We start from the raw sequence: 16,946 nt of genomic DNA, 5'->3' as shown, positions 1-16,946 counted from the left end.
CAGTTTGTTACTAAAAATAAATGTAATGGGATATTCGGAAAGCCGCAATCCCCATTTTGGGGGATTTTTTTAAATAAAACCCGATTTGGAGGCTTCTTTAATGAGTTGGGCCGTGTTTTTTACGGCAAATTTTTCAATCAGATGCTTCCGATGAGAAATAGCCGTATGGATGCTGATGTAGAGTCTATCAGCTATCTGCCTGGAGGAAAATCCCTCCCCAATCAGGAACAGCACCTCCATCTCCCGATTGGATATCCCACAGTTTTTTTGCTGTACAGAAAAACGAAATCGGTAAAAGGTATTTTCGATACACTCTTTGTTGGTTACATCATATAAATAACTGATTATAAGTTCATTATATGACTTTATTAAAAGAGATACCTGGTGCTGTATCAGGTACCATTTCCGATAAGCATCCTGGATATGGTAAGAAAAAGAAGGAACTGAATTTCGTCCATTAAAAAAATCCGGGTTTTGAATGAGGGACTCGAATACGGGACGAATTCCAGCTAATTCATCAGGCCTGATTTTCTGAAACCAAAAATCCCAACCTCCCCGAATCATTTCTTTCCTGCTGTAACCAAGAATGGTTTTAAAGGAGTCATTATGGTACAAAAATTCCTTATTCCTTTTATCAAACACACTGATCATTAAGTTTTTATCTCCTTCACAACAGCTAGAAAGTGCATGAATTTCCTCCGGGGACAAAATGGCTGAAGCGTCCGATCCGATTTCATTTCCTGATATCATCCTTACAGGTTTTAAAAAAAAACTAATGTGTTTTATATCAATTATTTATACCTAAATATAAAAATATTTTCGGAAAAACAGGTATGCTCCAGACCTCTTACTTACAAATTTTTTGATCCTACTACCTATACCAACCATTATCTCCTTTTCTAACATTTTAACAAAACAATGACTTGCATTTTTTCAAATAATACGTACATTTAATAGCCAAACGTTAAATTATTTATACTATGTGGGACGACGAAAATACGCATTTCCAGGTGGTGGTCAACCATGAGGAACAATACAGCATCTGGCCGGCAAACCGGGAACTTCCACTGGGCTGGACTTCAGTAGGAAAGGAAGGGAATAAGCAGGAATGTCTGGATTACATCGAAGAAGTCTGGACCGATATGCGTCCGCTTTCCCTGCGTAAAAAAATGGAGGAAATGGCGAGAAATCAGCAAGAGGGCAACTAAATTTTCCTTTTACCGGTCGGTCAAATTAACAGCTTGTAAACCCAAAATACCCATCCTATGAGAACGATTGCGACAGGCAGCATACTGCCGGTCATTACTTTGATACTTTCATTTACCAATTTCAGCCGTGCCCAAGAACTCGATACCATCCGAAAACGAGTAGTGGCCGAGTTGATGACTACCTCCATTTCTATTGAGCGGGTAACGGATATCCTGGATCGAATGGATTCGGACGGTTCCTTTCCAGCGATAGACTATGCGGATCTGAGTAGAACGGCTGGATTTCCTCATCGGCACCATACGGCTGATCTGGTTTACCTGGCGAAAGCCTATACCATTCCTTCCTCCCCCTTTTACCAAGACCCGGAGTTAAAGGAAAAGATCTCCTTATCGTTGGAATATTGGGTGGATAACGATTTCGTAGGGGACAACTGGCACAACAACCAAATCACCACTCCCACCAATCTGGTCAACCTGATGCTTTTGATGGGGGATGAATTACCGGAGGATTTGGTGGATAAAGCCCAACCCATCATTGGCAGAGCCCATATGGAGGCCTCTGGCGCACGTCCCAGCGGAGACCGGATCGTAATAGCCGGTATTTTGGCTAAAAAACTGCTTTTCATAAGAAATAAAGAAGCCTTTGACGAGGTCATTTCCATCATTGCCAACGAAATCAAATTTTCTACGGGAGAGCGGGGCATACAGCACGACTATAGCTTTCACCACCGGGTGGATCGGGTAAATAATACCACCTCCTACGGCTATGGAAAATACGCCAATGCCTTTGGTGAATGGGCAGACTATGTAGCCGGAACTTCCTACGCCTTTGACACCGACCGGATCAACCAGCTGGTGGATTATTACCTGGACGGGGTCTACAAGCAACTGGTTTACGGTATATACGAAGACATTAGCGTAAAAAACAGGGCCATCTCCAATCCATCCACCTTCCAACCTAAAGGTACGGTGGAGATCGAACGGCTTTTGCGTAGTACCGATTACCGCAAAGAGGAGCTGGAGGAAATCATACAGCTACGTAAAGGCGAGCGATCCCCTACCCGCGCTTTTGCCAAGTTTTTCTGGCAGACCGAACATTTTGTGCTGCAGCGACCGGATTTTTACACTACCGTACGGATGTTCTCCACCCGCAACCGAAACATGGAAATGCCCTATAATGGTCCAGGCATCACCACCCACCACCGGGCGGATGGCACCAATTACCTGTTATTAAATGGCGATGAGTACCATGATATCTGGCCCGTTTACGACTGGCAGAAAATATCCGGTACCACCATTCTTCAAAAACCCGAATTACACGGTCCCGATGATATCCAGATGGATGGCTTGACGGATTTTGTGGGTGCTGCCGAAGACGGCTATTTTGGTGCGGTAGGCTTTGATTTTATCAGCCCGCACGATGGTACCAAAGCAAAAAAGGGATGGTTTTTCTTTGATCGGGTCTATGTCTGTTTAGGAGCCGGAATTGCTTCGGATAAGCCCCATTACGTAGCCACGACGGTGGATCAGGTCTTGCTCAGGGGCCTGATCCGGGTACAGCAAAAGGACAGCGATTCCCGGGTCTTACCTGAGGGGGAACACAAACTTGAAGATTTGGAATGGCTGTACCATAATGGAGTCGGCTATTGGTTTCCCAACGTACCTACCCTGACGGTTAAAAACCAGGAAGAGAGTGGAAGCTGGGCCGACATCACCGATCAGAAAAATGTTTCCACCAAAGAGGTCCGAAAAAAAGTTCTGACCGCTTATTTCGATCACGGCATCCGTCCTCAGGATGCCGGGTATGCTTATCTGGTCGCTCCAAGAATCGATCTGGAAGAGCTGGCTTCCCTTTCACAGTCCGGGTTAACCATTCTGGCTAATAATCAGCGGCTACAGGCGGTGCACCACCCTGGCCTGGAGCAAACGCAAGCCGTATTTTACGAAGCCGGTACCCTTTCCCTGACCGATGGAGCCGAACTGACCGTAGAGCAACCGGGAATTGTACTGATTAAAAACGATGGCAATTCCATTCAATCTCTGACCGTAGCAGATCCTGGTCGGAGCAACAGCGAATTCAAGATAAGCTTGCCAGGGAAATACAAAGTGGCATCCAAAAAAGGAAAGGCAACATGGAACAGAAGCACCAATACCAGCCTAATCACCCTGCAATTGCCCGATGGCGTTTATGCAGGCCAATCCCTTACGGTGGAATTGAGCCCTCGCCAATGAGGCTTGCTAGCAACCGAGCATCGAATTTTTCCCGATGAAAGCGGAAGCAAATTATTCCCGGATTGATGCATGTCAGCATTGGAAAATCTTCGAATTTAAGTTAGCTTAATACCTTAAAAATAACCGTTTAAAGAAAGTTCCATCACTAATTCCCCTCATTTTGAAACCAAATCCTCTTTTCTTCCTCCTCTGCATTTTTCTGGGTATACCGGGGACGATACCTTCCCTTAAAGCCCAACAGCCCCCCAATATTATCCTGATTTTTGCCGATGATCTGGGCTATGAGGTCTTGCCGGCCTATGGGAATAAAGAACATCAAACGCCCTCGCTGGACCGCATGGCTGCCAGAGGAATGGTATTTGAAAATGCCCATGCCATGCCCTTGTGTACCCCCTCCCGGGTAAAACTCATGACAGGGAAATACAATTTCCGCAATTACATCGGTTTCGGCTTGCTGGATCCTAACGGGAAAACGATGGCCCACTGGCTTCAGGAACAGGGCTATGCCACCTGCGTGGTCGGTAAGTGGCAATTGTATGGCAATGCCCGGCAGCGGGAATTGGCCGGGGGAAAGGTTGGCAGCCTGCCGGAGGAAGCCGGCTTCGATTCCTATCGGCTGTGGCAGGTGAGCGATCTGGGTTCCCGGTACAAAGACCCCTTATTGGAAACTAAAGGCAGTGGACTGGAAAAGTTTGACGGGCAGTACGGTCCGGACCTTTTTACCGACTATCTGGAGGATTTTGTAGAGCAGCAGGCAGGTGATCCCTTTTTCGCTTATTTCCCCATGGCGCTGACCCACGATCCCTTTGAGCCGTATCCGGGTTCCCCCGATTTTGCATCCTACGATCCCCAAAAGCGTGTCAACGATCCTCAGTATTTCCCTGGGATGGTAACCTATATGGACAAGTTGGTGGGACGGATTATCGACAAGGTGGCGGAACTGGGCATTGCCGAAAACACGCTGATCCTGTTTGTGGGTGATAACGGCACCGACCGGGATGTGGTCACCAGGTTTAAGGGACAGGAGTTGCGCGGAAACAAGGGCTATACCAACGATTTGGGGACGCATGTGCCGATGTTGGCCTATTGGCCCGGGACGGTCGCTGCGGGCAGCAGAAATGAAAACCTGATCGACCTGACGGATTTTTTACCCACTTTGCTGGAAGTATCCGGCAAGAAACCCAATGCCTTGCCTGGACCCCAGGATGGGATCAGTTTTTATCCCCAATTGACGGATTCCGGGTATACCGGACCGGTTCGGGAATGGGTATTTTGCCATTACGACCCCAATTGGGGCAATTTCAAGCCCCGGACCTTTGTTTACGACACCGAATGGAAGTACTATGCCGATGGGGAAATTTATGATCTGCGGAGCGATTTGCTGGAAACGCGACCGCTCGATTTTGCAGAGTTGAATGCCACGGGTAAAAAAGCGATTCGCAAATTCCGTAAGGTGCTGAAGCAGATGCGGTAGTAGACGGTTGCGAAATAGAAAACCATATAAGGCATTGAAGGCGATATAAGTGTGTTAAAAAAGCAACCATATAAGGCATTGAAGGCCATATAAGTGGTTTAATAAAGGAATCATATCAGGCATATAAGTGGGATCTAACACAGAAAAATAACCTTTATCTTGATTTACAATTGGATATTATACAAAAAATAGGCAGCAATCCATAATATCAAAAAAGTCTTATATGCCCTTATATGGTTTATAAAATTAAAGGCGTTTAAGATCGAAAATCACCCTTCCCTCGGTTTAAAAGTGCGTATTACACAGGAAATTATCAAAAAAATCTTATATGCCCTTATATACCTTATATGGTTCAAAAGAAGGAACTATATGAGGCACTTAAGGGCATATTAGAGGAACCTGACCCGGAAAAATGATCTTTTCCAAGGTTTAAAAATGGGTAACGCGTACAAAAAAAGCATCAGCCCCTATTATCAAAAAATATCTTATCTTCTCTCAAGTGTCAAATGAGGTTCAAAAAAGGATTGTCATTTCAGATCTGAAAAATAAATTCTTGGGGATCGTTTAGCCATACCAATTAATTTCGATTCCATTAAAGTATTTTGAAAGATTTAGTTAAATTGGGGACTAAACATTTCATCCTTATATAAAAACCGAAAAACATGTCTGTAATAAAACATTATGTGAATTATCCTTGGATGAATATTTTGCAAATGGGAAAAATCATGTTCCTTTTGGTTTTGGTGTTGCCTGGGTTTACCAATCTCTCCTTGGCACAGGAAAGCGCATTTAGGGTCGTAGAAGATGGTGGTACTGGACCTTACCCTGCCATCATGGAGCAAGACCCTTCATTACGCACTCACACCGTATTTAGACCTCAGGACCTGAGTGAATTTGGTGATAAGGAGAAATTGCCCATCATCGCCTGGGGAAATGGAGCTTGCGCCAACTCCCCCTGGGAACACGTGAATTTTTTAAGTGAAGTCGCTTCCCATGGTTTTTTGGTCATAGCGCTGGGACCAATGCCCAAGGAAGGCGAGAAAGGGACCGGCAAGTCAACTTCCGCTCAAATGATAGCTGCTATCGATTGGGCCATTGCCAGTAATGAAAATGAGGATAGTCCACTCTATAAGAAAGTGGATACTTCAAAAATTGCGGTGAGCGGTATGTCCTGCGGGGGGTTGCAAACCTTGGAAGTGGCACCGGATCCAAGGATCACCACCGTGGTGGTATGCAATAGTGGTATTCTCGCGAACCCAGGGGACGGGATGCCCGGCATGCCCAGCCTCGACAAAGCACAGCTAAAGCAATTGCACTCCCCTACTTTGTACTTGTTGGGTGGTGAAAAGGACATTGCCTACAACAACGGCATGGATGACTTCAACCGAATTGACCATGTTCCTGTATTTGTAGGCAATATGGATGTGGGTCATGGCGGTACCTACGCCCAGCCGCATGGAGGGGAGTTTGCCAGGGTAGCGACAGCCTGGTACAAATGGCAGTTAAAAAGAAATCTACAAGCAGGAAAGTTGTTTTCAGGAGATCCCAGCGGACTCGCACAATCCAAAGAATGGACGGTTCAAAAAAAGAACATGCCCTGATATGGTTTTTTCAATAGACTCGATTACAAACAATTTAGCTATGAACCCGAAAAAATTACCATTATTCCAAATCGCTCTTTTAATCGGTTTTACCCTAACTTCTCTTTCAGGCAGCCCCGAAAAGGGGAGATTAGGAAGGGATATTTCCAACTTGTCGCCCATAAACTCAACAGGAATGAATGTTGAAAATATGGCTACCATTGAGTTCCAGCGCGATAAAGGGCAGTTGAAAGACTCCGTCGACATAGAAAAACCCATCATCGGTGCAGATATTTCTTTTGTCCCACAAATGGAAGCCAGAGGAGCTACCTATACGGACAATGGTCGTGAGAAAGATGTGGTGCAAATTTTAAAAGACCACCGTTTTAATTGGATCAGGTTACGGCTATTTGTAGATCCCACTTCAGAAGACGGCTATTCAAAGGAGGGCTATTGTGGCTTGGAAAAGACCTTGGAAATGGCCAAAAGAGTAAAGCAAGCCGGGATGAAATTTCTACTGGATTTTCATTACAGCGATACCTGGGCAGATCCGGGCAAGCAGTTTATGCCTGCATCATGGGCTGATTTAAAAGGATCCGCACTGGAAGACAAAATTTATAGCTATACCAGGGAGACCGTTAGCCGATTTATCGAAGAAGGGGTGGCCCCTGAAATGGTGCAAATTGGTAATGAAATCCACAACGGGATATTATGGCCCGAAGGAAAAATTGAAGGAAGCGCATCAGGCTCCTTTTATGAACTGCTAAAGCGCGCCAGTGAAGCCGTGAGAGATGTTGACCCCGAGATCAGTATCATGGTTCATATCGCCAAGTCCCATGATCTGAAGAACTCCACAAAATTTTTTGACAACATCGTCAGTAAAGGTGTCCACTTCGATATTATCGGGCAGTCTTGTTAACCTGAGTTCGATTTTAATAGATGGCAAATTGGTTTTTTTGAACGGTTGTGTATTTGATTCCGGGCTTTTTGAAAAAAAAATGTTCAACCCACTTTGGGGTTGCTGGAAGGATAAATTGGCTCATAAACCCCGGGTTTCGCCCGGGGTTATTATTGTTGAAGCCCTGCAGGCTTCGGAGTTGAATAGGAGCTTGTTTCTTGGGAAGTGATTTGGGACTTCACTGCTTTTGATTAGGCTTAATTTGGATTAATCTTTCTAGATACCTTTCATGGTCGTTTTTAAATCCCATAAAGACTCCAGGCCTGAAGGGCCTGAACAACAATAACCGTGGGTTGCACCCACGGAAAGCTAACAAAAACGAACCTCCAACCCCGGACGGGGTTGAACCTTTTTACGGAACATAGATCGAACTTAGGTTATTACCCGGAATGGCATGGCACACTAAAGAATATGGAAACCAATCCTACGTTTGTTTAAAACTACAAAAAAACAAGCTTTTCGCATTGATAAAAGCAAGGGTAGTCTCTTTTAGACTTTTTCTTTGTGCTGATAAAAAACCTGCCCTGCCCGATCAATGTGTTCAACCAAAGAAGAGGACTTGAGCAAGTGATAAATGGAAATATCAAAAAGGTATGGGGTATTCAGTTCATCGATGTCCTGCTTGATAGAAGTTAGGTGGTTATAGCTTAATTTTTAATATTTCTTGTTTTCTATTATCAAAACGTTCGGGACTTCTTCAATTCCCCGAAGAAGAAGTTTTGAATATTCCATGACATTGTGGGCATAGGCACCCAATACGATGTCCTTGTCTCCATCTCCGTCTATATCTCCCACATCCATGGTCAACCATTTTCCCATGGCCGCTTCCGGAATGAATCTGGGCTTAAAAGTCATGTTCCCCATATTTTCAAAAAGCAGGAACTGCTGTTCGGGATGTTGAAGTTCATCATAAAAAGCGATCGTCGCAAAGTCCAAATCCCCATCTTGATCAAAATCAACGGCCATCGCTTTTGCGGCACCATACTGTGGATAAAACCAGGCCTCCTCAAATACTTCATTTCCCTTGTTTTCATAAATACGGAAGCCGTGATAAGGTTTGGGTACAGATGAATAATCCCAATTGTCCCCATTACTGACTAGCAGATCCAATTGCCCGTCGGCATTCAGGTCACGCAGTTCAAAATAGCTGGACCCCATCACTGGCGGAAACTGGAGCAATATTTTTTCACGCTCGAATTGCCCGTTGCCTTTATTATAAAAAACGGATATCCGTTCGTTACCCTGGCTAAATAGAACTACGATATCCGGTTTTCCATCCCGGTTAAGGTCACCAATTTCAACTTTCCTGGTACCTGCACCTCCAAGTTGAACCGGTTTTGATGCCAAATCCCCATCCTTATAGATGGATAGATTTCCGCCATTATGGCCATAACTACAAATCAGAAGATCCGGTTTCCCATCCATTTCCAGGTCTTCCCAAATACCATATACCGGCCTCTCTAGTTGGTCCACTACTTTATTCCAGGTGTTGGCAGCTAAATCCATTTCATAAACCGCACCTTGTGAAAGGTCACTCGGGGCTATGGATCCCACGGTAATGAATTGAAATACATTTGGGGCTTTTCTGATGTAATTCACAGCGGGACTTGTGATCGAAGGAAGCGTAAAGAGTTCATCGTTTTGATCCTTTACATAAAGCTGATTGGCAGTAGCATCTGAAATAAAAAGTTCCCTTCTTTCTTCATTGACAGCCACCAGGCTGGTTTTAGGAGTTTTAATGCCTTCTATAAAAAGCTTTTTTGCAGTAACCTGTTGTAGCAGTACCGGCGCTTCTTTGAGGTTTTGAGGCGGTAAGGTTTTAGGGGATTCGGCAACATAAAAATCGACTATCGCCTGAAAGTCATCGTTGCCAAGTTGCGGTGATGAAGGGTATACGCCGAGCTTTTTCTGAATGGTAATCTCTTCTTCTGTTTTATTTTCCCAAACCCCCAGGCTATCCTGAGCCGTCTGATCTCCCATCATGGCAGCCATTTGAGGCAAAACCTGGTTTTTCCATATCGATTTGGGTAAAAGGGAAGGCGAGGGATAAGCATGACAGCTAGCGCAGTAGCTTTCGGACAAAGCCCTTCCTTTTAGCAATTGGTCCTCTTGTGCCTGAACAAGAAAGCAGCACGGTAACCCCAGACAGGTAAGCGTAATGAATTTACAGATCAGTGACATTTCTCGGCCGGAATAGGATTTTTTTTAACAATAGCATTCAGATAAGTACGAAAGTTAGTTTTTTTCAAGTTCCAGACGTTGATTTTTATATGATTGTTTGAATTTAATAAGTGCAAGACGTATTTTCGGATGTAATTTAAACTTCAAACCATGACCGAATTACAAGAATTCATTGAGGCCTATTCGGATTTATTGAAATCAGAAGATGTCATTGTTCACTGCGATACGGATGGAAATATTTATTCCACTGTAGAAGCGGCTTATGCTGCCAAGAAAGCGGGTAAATCCATCGAACTCATTAACCTTAAGGAAACCGCCATGGAGGAATTAAAGGACATGGGAATTAACAGGTCGGAGGCATCTCAATTGATTCGACTATTGGAATTCCTGTATACCGGAAAAAAAGTGCGAAAATCAAAGCGGTAACCAATGCCACAGCCAGTTGTAGGATTCGGCTGGATGCTACCATTTCCCTACCCGCTTTTAGATGATCAGAAATATTTGTTTATTTGTTTTTTTATAGTAAAGAAATCCACCTTACATAAATCAAACGCATACTACATGAAAAGAATACCACCAATTGCAATGGCCATGCTCCTGTTTGCTATTTTCAGTTGCAACAACGCCAAAAAAGTAGAAGAAACCGAAACACAGGTAAGTGCCGAAAATTTCGACCTGCTCAGGGATTCAACAAAGGTAAGCTTTGTCGCTTATAAAACCACCGATAAAGTGCCTGTTGGCGGGGAGTTTACCAACATTAACATCTCTAATTTTGGCTCCGGCGATACGGCATTGGAAGCAATGGACGGGACAGAATTTAGTATTCCGGTCAGCAGTCTGTTTACCAATGATCCTACAGGAACCAGAGATCCGAAAATACTGGAATTTTTCTTCGGTGCCCTGGACGATACCGAGCTGATTTCGGGGGTATTTAACGTTGGGGCAGATAAGCAATGTGCTATTGATATAACCTTAAACGGACAGACTGAGACGATTCCTTTGACCTATTCTACTATCAACGATACCAAATTTGTTTTTGATGGGGTTATGGAACTGGCGAATTGGGATGCATTGGGAGCCGTGGCCTCCATTAATAAAGCCTGTGAAGCATTGCATACTGGCACCGATGGTATTAGCAAAACCTGGAGTGAAGTAGCTGTCCACGCAGAAGTGATGCTAGCTAAAAAGTAAGCTGCCTTAAACGCGTCGAAAAGCCTTTTCCTCCCACATCAAAAAAACAAATTTGGTGTGGTTTTTTTTAATTTCCCTCCCTATTACCCGTGGAGTATGGTGGACTGGGTATCGTATCCACTACACCCTCTTTCCACTAGATGCAATAAAGAACGAAAACCTTATGAGTCCATTTTCATTGGCCTTTCGCTAATGTTATCCAAAATCTAACCTTCCATTTAGGGAGCTCATTTGTCCGGAACTACAGGCGGTGAAATCAGGCTACCTTCCTTCTTTAATTATTGCTAGGGCATTTCCAACACCGGTCGTTGATTCGAAAAATCCAGAAAACCAAAATACCCATTACCTCTTCCTATTCCACTATTGCCAACTCCTCCAAAAGGAAGATAGGGTGACATATAATGCACCGATGAATGATTGATAACACTTCCTCCTGCGGTGGTGCTACTTATAACTTTATCGGCTGCAACTTTGTCTTTGCTATATACATAAAGCCCCAGCGGCTGTTCTCTTTTATTGACAAAGTCAATGGCATCCTCCAGCGTTTTGTATGTTAACACCGGAAGTAAAGGCCCAAATATTTCCTCTTTCATAATCGCAAGATCCGGATCGACATCATCAAGCAAAGTAGGAGAAATATAGTTTTCCCCATCATTTGTCTTCCCTCCGGTCACTAATGAAGCGCCATTTTCAAGCGCATCATCAAGCAGCCTTTTTACACGCTGATAATGATTGTTGTTTACCAATCGGGCATATTTTGAACTTTCAATACCCGGTCCGTCCACACCGTACATATGTTCAATGGTTCCTTTTAAATGAGTGATAAATTCGTCTTTGCGATCTTCCGATACCAAAACATAATCCGTAGTAATACAGGTTTGACCGCAGTTGAAAAATTTAGTCCACACAATTTTACCTGCCGCATCGGCAAAATCAGCTGAATCATCAATAATGGAAGGGCATTTTCCACCAAGTTCCATTGTTACCGAAGCCATATGGTTGGCAGCAGCTTTCATCACGATTTTACCAACCCTTGTGCCGCCTGTATAAAAAATATGGTTAAAAGGTAAGTCCAATAACTCAGAAGCCACATCTGCCCCTCCTTCCATTACAAAGACTTCATCTTTAGGAAATACCGATTCAATAATTTCTTTAATTAATTTGGATGAATGCGGTGTGAGTTCAGAAGGTTTTATGATGACGGTATTACCTGCTGCCAAACATGAAACCAGCGGTCTGAGAGTTAGTAGGAAAGGATAGTTCCAGGGAGTTAAAAACAAACAAACCCCTTTTGGCTCTAAAATAATTCTCGATACTGATGCTTCACCACCTAAACCTTCGGGCGTAGGAACAGCCTTTGGATTGATCCATGTTTCCAGATGGTCGGTGACAAAGTCAATTTCCACAATAACGGAATCGGTTTCAGACGCTTCTTCCTTTGGTTTCTTGTAATCCTTGTAAAGTGCCTCATATACATTGTCAATGTTGGCAATAACTGCTTCTTTAAATTTGAGCAACCTGGCAATCCTTTCCTGAGCAGTGGATTTCTTCAATTGCAGGGCTTTGCGTTGCTGACTTTGAAATACGTCAGCAAGGTCAACTTTTGAAAGTGTCTGTGTCTCCATCGTGTTAGTTGTTAAGGTTAATTGTTTAAGATTAATAAAGGTGTGTGAATCCAAGGGTTATAAATTCAACTGCTGGTAGATTCAATGTTCAATATTACCTACTATATAATCCGAGCATAAAATAGGTAAGTGTATTGGCATTGAACCTGAACAAATCTAAAGAATAGCGGGAAAATGAGTTAAGCCAAATGTTCCAAAAACTGGTGCATTTGTTCCATAAGCAAAAAAGTCGCAGTGGCTATGGCTATAACCGGTTTGCAAAATCAGCCGGAAACCATCGAAGCCATTCCGGACTTTGATGCTTCCACCCAATTTTACACCTATGGATTTGATTGGTATGAAGACCGCATTCGTTGGTGGATGCTAAACCCCAAAAGCGGCGAAAAAATTGTGCTGTGGGATTATCAGGGATCTACTAGAGGAATTCCTCAACACCGTACCTACTACCGGATGAATTTTTGGCATACCAATAATTGGTCCGTGGAAACCAATCCGCTTTCTATTGAAAAACCACTGCAACCTTACGAGCTGGAGGTGGATTGGATGTCCTATGAGCCGTTTAAAAGCGATGCAAAATAACCTCCGTTACGTCACTAGCGTATCTCTCTTGAACTTCTCTTCTCCTACTTGATGCTATTGAACCATCTGGGCTGAGCGAAGTCGAAGCCTATTTCCCCACCCTAACCCCGGCATAGGTCTGGCGCAGGATTTTGCCATTACGAATAATAAATGTATCCGTCGCATAGGTCAGGTTAAATTCCGGCGTATTGGCCTCCCATAAAATATAGCCCACATCTTTAACCGCCAGGCTTTGATTTAAAGTTAAATCAGCTCCCTGTGAGGGAAAGGCTTTAAAGGCATTAACAAAATTCCCCCTGATTTCCTCCAATCCACTGTAAGTTCCATTTGGAGTAATCAGAATGGATTCCTCTGTGTAATCCTCCATCACCCCTTCCAGGTCATTGTTTATAAATGTTTCCCAATGGTGGTCCAGCACCGCCTCGGTTTCGCTCTCATCAATTTCTCCATTCGAAGAACTGGATACACATCCGGTAGCCATCAGACCTATAAATAAAATGAGAATATATCGCTTTTTCATGGTGTGAAATTTTAAAATATAAGATAAGAATAAACCTGGATACCATTCAACCTGTCCTAAAAATCAAAAATGCGGATTGTTAGCCAATGAACCAAGAGTAATGAAAAAACAAAGGCTTATTTAGGGTTTCAAGAAACACCATTTAGTTGGCTTTTTCTAATTCTACTTTTTTCTTTTCAAACTCCTCTTCATCGATCTCGCCTTTGGCATAGCGGTTTTTGAGCGTTTCCATTGCAGAACTATTTGTGTTTCCTTCCGCGATTTGGCCGGTAGTTTTTTGGAAAAAACCACCCCTTCCCACAGCTACAATAATAAAAACGATAAGTATCAGTCCAATAATCCATCCGTACATCATAATCATTAAATTTAAGTGTAAAATTAGCCGAAGAACCTACTCAAATATATTAAGAGGTTCTTTGGCCTAAATATATTTAAAATAAACTATCAGTGATGACTTAGCCTTTCCTTGTCATTTTTCTTTTTATCCATCATCTCATGCCCCTTCATCATTGACTTCTTATTCATCATACCTTCTTCATGCATTTTTTGCATCATGTTTTTCATCATGTCGGGATTATCCATCATTTGCTGCATCATCAATTGTCTATTTTCCTTATCACCCATCATTTTTTGCATCATCATCTTTTTATGTTGGGTTTTTTGCATCATTTCCTTCATCAAAACATCCCTCGCCTGCTGATTTGAGGAAAGTCTTTGTGAAAATTTTTTCATCATTTCCTCGTTATTCATCATGATCGTAATCATTTCTTCCTGATTGCTTTCATTTTTCATCATTTTTTCGAAATCCTGAGCGTGTAAAGCATGGTTAAACGAAAAAAGTAATAAAAATATAATTGTTGATATTTTAGTTTTCATTATTTAATTATTTAGATTTATAATCGATTTAATACTTATTCTTTTTAAGTGATTGTAGCTGAAATACTACTATTTTTCATTTATAAAGGTTGAGTTCCCTGTTTTGACACATAGGGTAATCACATTTGATCATTTCAGTTAGAAGCCTTACCCCTTGTTCTTGTAGGCCATCCACTACTTTTTACTATTTGTTAATTTTATTAGTATAATTATTCAAAGTGTAAAATGATGTGATTTGTGTCACACAACTGTTTTTTTTTGATAAAAAAACAGTTTCTCAAAACCTTACTGACAGTCCCCCTCCTGCCCCAAATCGATTGTCATAACTGGCCATTAGGGAAAAATTTCTTGATAGGAAATATTCCAGACCAGCATTCCATACCAGTTCTTCATTATAGAGGCCATTTCCAACGAGATTCTCTTCCTCATTGATATCATTCACTAGCCCAAAGTCCGCCTGGTATTCAATCTCTCCAAATAAAACCGTTCTTGGTAGTATCATTATTTCGCGTTCCAAGCCAATCTGCGGCCGGAGAAGATGGTCAATGCGAACATCCAAATCAAACATATAGGGGGTAAAAAAGCGTATTCCGACTACTGCTGTAGTTACTGCTTTATCTATTTTGTTTTCTGTTTCGTTCTCTACATTTACTCCACCAAAAACCCGAAGGTAGTCGTACAGGTACCGTTCATAGGTTACTTCGGCTTCGGCTATTTGATTCCAGCCGTACTCTAAATTCAGGTTAAACTGATTTCGGGTGTTGGAAGTCACCAGGTTTAGACCGATCATGTGTGAAGCTGCATCCAACAATCCCCATGAGTAAAACTTATCAGTTTCATGGATAAGATTTGCTACCGGATGTTCCTCCATACGGGGATCGCGTGGAGTATCGTAACTGTAGACCCTTGCCATACCGCCAAGCATGTGGTAGAGTACATGACAATGGAAAAACCAGTCACTGTCTTCATTGGCATCAAATTCAATTTTTACACTTTGCATAGGAGGAACATTCACCGTGTGCTTTAGCGGACTTCGATCACCATTTTTATTAATCACCCTAAAAAAATGTCCATGCAAGTGCATGGGATGGTGCATCATGGTGAGATTATTGAGGGTAATTTGTACAACCTGTCCTTTCTCGATTGATATCTTATCAGCTTCGGATAGCGGAACCCCATTAAAGCTCCAGATGTAGCGCCACATATTACCGGTCAGGTTAAGTAATACCTCCTTCACTGGTTTTTCTTCCGGATAGTCAGTATTTTTTACGGCTTTTAAATAATCGTAATTGTATTCGGAAAACATTCCCATTTCGCCGTCCTCCATTTTTCCATCGGTTTGCATCCCATCCTGATGGGCATGCTTCATAGACGTATCGCTCATTTCTGATTCATCCATTTTATGATCCATATTCCCATCCATTCCCCAATTAGCTCTTAATTTGTATGGGTTTTCATCAGAAGGATTAAATTTCATGGCCGGAGCTCCCATGCGCATTTTCATCTTTGCCATTTCCTTCATCATGGCTATTTTGTCAGGCTGGGGCACATCGGGGGCTGAAAGCGTATCCCCCGTACCCAGGAATGCGGATGTTTGTCCGGAGCCATCCTGTACAGAAGCCCTGACTTCAATCTGACCCTCATCGGGTATGGTTACGATAAAATCATACGTTTCCGCTATGCCGAAGAACGTTTTATTATGCTCAACAGGAACGACCCGCGGACCGTCAGCAGCCACTAACAAGGGATCATTACCACCGAAGGTCAGCCAATACTGTGAAGAAGCTGATGCGTTAATAATGCGCAGCCGCACTTTTTGGCGCGGATGAAATTCAGGATAGGATGCGTTTTGCTCCCCGTTCATTAAAAAAGCTGGGTAATAAATATCGGCAATATCTGCACCTTCCATGCGCTGACGCCAAAAATTAAGTTGAGCTCCTATCCCACCCCGGGCAATAACCATACTGAGTGGCGTGGAGGTTCCTTTTTTGATACCATACCACTCATTACCTCGTTTAAGGTTGCGCAGCACGTTCATCGGTTTTTGGTTTGTCCAATCGGAAATGACTAAAACAAGGTCGCTATCGTATTCCAGCGACTCCTGTTTGGAATCTATTACAATAGAACCGTACACGCCACTTTGTTCCTGCAACAAGGTGTGCGAATGATACCAATAAGTACCCGATTGTATTAGTGGGTATTCATACTTAAACGTTTCACCAGGCTTTATTGGAGGAGTTGTAAGATAGGGAACACCATCATAGAAATTGGGTAGCAACAAACCATGCCAGTGCACCGAAGTTTCAACATCCATTTTGTTTTCCACAAAAATCACGGCATAATCCCCTTCTTTAAAGGTTAAAGTAGGCCCCGGAATATTTCCGTTTATGGTCATCCCATTCACTTTTTTTCCAGCTTTGTTGACAACTTTCTGGTCTATGGTGAGGCGGTAGACAATCGTATCAGTTTGGCCCAATAAGCAATGAGAAAGGGCAAACATAAAACTCAGAAATAGGATACTG

General features: G+C 42.9%; 15 protein-coding genes. 8 read left to right on the top strand and 7 right to left on the bottom strand.

Going from position 1 to position 16,946, the window contains the following annotated elements; genetic code table 11:
- Positions 1-69: 69 nt before the first annotated feature.
- Positions 70-750: a LuxR C-terminal-related transcriptional regulator gene (locus GJQ68_RS01565; RefSeq protein ID WP_162415538.1), complete on the bottom strand. Its 681-nt coding sequence runs from the start codon at positions 748-750 to the stop codon at positions 70-72.
- A gap of 230 nt (positions 751-980) precedes the next feature.
- On the opposite strand from GJQ68_RS01565, the gene GJQ68_RS01560 reads away from it, so the two are divergent.
- From GJQ68_RS01560 to GJQ68_RS01540, 5 genes are all read left to right on the top strand, one after another.
- Positions 981-1,208 (top strand): MbtH family protein, encoded by a 228-nt coding sequence (locus tag GJQ68_RS01560; RefSeq protein WP_162415537.1) that lies wholly within the window; start codon positions 981-983, stop codon positions 1,206-1,208.
- Positions 1,209-1,265: 57 nt separating this feature from the next.
- Positions 1,266-3,440 carry a polysaccharide lyase family 8 super-sandwich domain-containing protein gene (locus tag GJQ68_RS01555; protein WP_162415536.1) on the top strand — a complete coding sequence of 725 codons (2,175 nt, stop codon included), beginning with the start codon at positions 1,266-1,268 and terminating at the stop codon, positions 3,438-3,440.
- Between the two features lie 160 nt (positions 3,441-3,600).
- Positions 3,601-4,914 carry a sulfatase-like hydrolase/transferase gene (locus GJQ68_RS01550; RefSeq protein ID WP_235940995.1) on the top strand — a complete coding sequence of 438 codons (1,314 nt, stop codon included), beginning with the start codon at positions 3,601-3,603 and terminating at the stop codon, positions 4,912-4,914.
- Between the two features lie 662 nt (positions 4,915-5,576).
- Positions 5,577-6,515: a poly(ethylene terephthalate) hydrolase family protein gene (locus tag GJQ68_RS01545; RefSeq protein ID WP_202927853.1), complete on the top strand. Its 939-nt coding sequence runs from the start codon at positions 5,577-5,579 to the stop codon at positions 6,513-6,515.
- A 175-nt stretch (positions 6,516-6,690) separates the two neighbouring features.
- Entirely contained in the window at positions 6,691-7,413 is a 723-nt protein-coding gene (locus tag GJQ68_RS01540; protein WP_162415535.1) for a glycosyl hydrolase 53 family protein, read from the top strand.
- Between the two features lie 693 nt (positions 7,414-8,106).
- Here GJQ68_RS01540 and GJQ68_RS01535 read toward each other — a convergent pair.
- A complete protein-coding gene (locus tag GJQ68_RS01535; RefSeq protein WP_162415534.1) occupies positions 8,107-9,633 on the bottom strand; it encodes an FG-GAP repeat domain-containing protein in 1,527 nt (508 codons plus the stop codon).
- A gap of 150 nt (positions 9,634-9,783) precedes the next feature.
- On the opposite strand from GJQ68_RS01535, the gene GJQ68_RS01530 reads away from it, so the two are divergent.
- A complete protein-coding gene (locus GJQ68_RS01530) occupies positions 9,784-10,059 on the top strand; it encodes a hypothetical protein (RefSeq protein WP_162415533.1) in 276 nt (91 codons plus the stop codon).
- A 135-nt stretch (positions 10,060-10,194) separates the two neighbouring features.
- Entirely contained in the window at positions 10,195-10,824 is a 630-nt protein-coding gene (locus tag GJQ68_RS01525; RefSeq protein ID WP_162415532.1) for a YceI family protein, read from the top strand.
- A 284-nt stretch (positions 10,825-11,108) separates the two neighbouring features.
- Here the strand turns inward: GJQ68_RS01525 and GJQ68_RS01520 are convergent, their stop codons facing one another.
- Entirely contained in the window at positions 11,109-12,449 is a 1,341-nt protein-coding gene (locus GJQ68_RS01520; RefSeq protein WP_162415531.1) for an aldehyde dehydrogenase family protein, read from the bottom strand.
- Positions 12,450-12,689: 240 nt separating this feature from the next.
- Between GJQ68_RS01520 and GJQ68_RS01515 the strand changes: the two genes are divergently transcribed.
- Complete coding sequence (locus GJQ68_RS01515; RefSeq protein ID WP_235940994.1) at positions 12,690-13,028, top strand: LamG domain-containing protein; 339 nt, start codon at positions 12,690-12,692, stop codon at positions 13,026-13,028.
- Between the two features lie 88 nt (positions 13,029-13,116).
- On the opposite strand, the gene GJQ68_RS01510 is transcribed toward GJQ68_RS01515, so the two are convergent.
- From GJQ68_RS01510 to GJQ68_RS01495, 4 genes are all read right to left on the bottom strand, one after another.
- Positions 13,117-13,548 (bottom strand): nuclear transport factor 2 family protein, encoded by a 432-nt coding sequence (locus GJQ68_RS01510; RefSeq protein WP_162415530.1) that lies wholly within the window; start codon positions 13,546-13,548, stop codon positions 13,117-13,119.
- 142 nt (positions 13,549-13,690) lie between these two features.
- Positions 13,691-13,903: an SHOCT domain-containing protein gene (locus GJQ68_RS01505; RefSeq protein ID WP_162415529.1), complete on the bottom strand. Its 213-nt coding sequence runs from the start codon at positions 13,901-13,903 to the stop codon at positions 13,691-13,693.
- Between the two features lie 89 nt (positions 13,904-13,992).
- A complete protein-coding gene (locus GJQ68_RS01500) occupies positions 13,993-14,424 on the bottom strand; it encodes a hypothetical protein (protein ID WP_162415528.1) in 432 nt (143 codons plus the stop codon).
- Positions 14,425-14,701: 277 nt separating this feature from the next.
- Entirely contained in the window at positions 14,702-16,924 is a 2,223-nt protein-coding gene (locus GJQ68_RS01495; RefSeq protein ID WP_162415771.1) for a multicopper oxidase domain-containing protein, read from the bottom strand.
- Positions 16,925-16,946 lie beyond the last annotated feature (22 nt).

It is taken from the genome of Cyclobacterium roseum (assembly GCF_010119225.1).
In the GTDB taxonomy this organism is placed as follows: domain Bacteria; phylum Bacteroidota; class Bacteroidia; order Cytophagales; family Cyclobacteriaceae; genus Cyclobacterium; species Cyclobacterium roseum.
The sequence above is the reverse complement of the archived record's forward strand: the minus strand, read 5'-3'. Positions and strand labels throughout refer to the sequence as shown.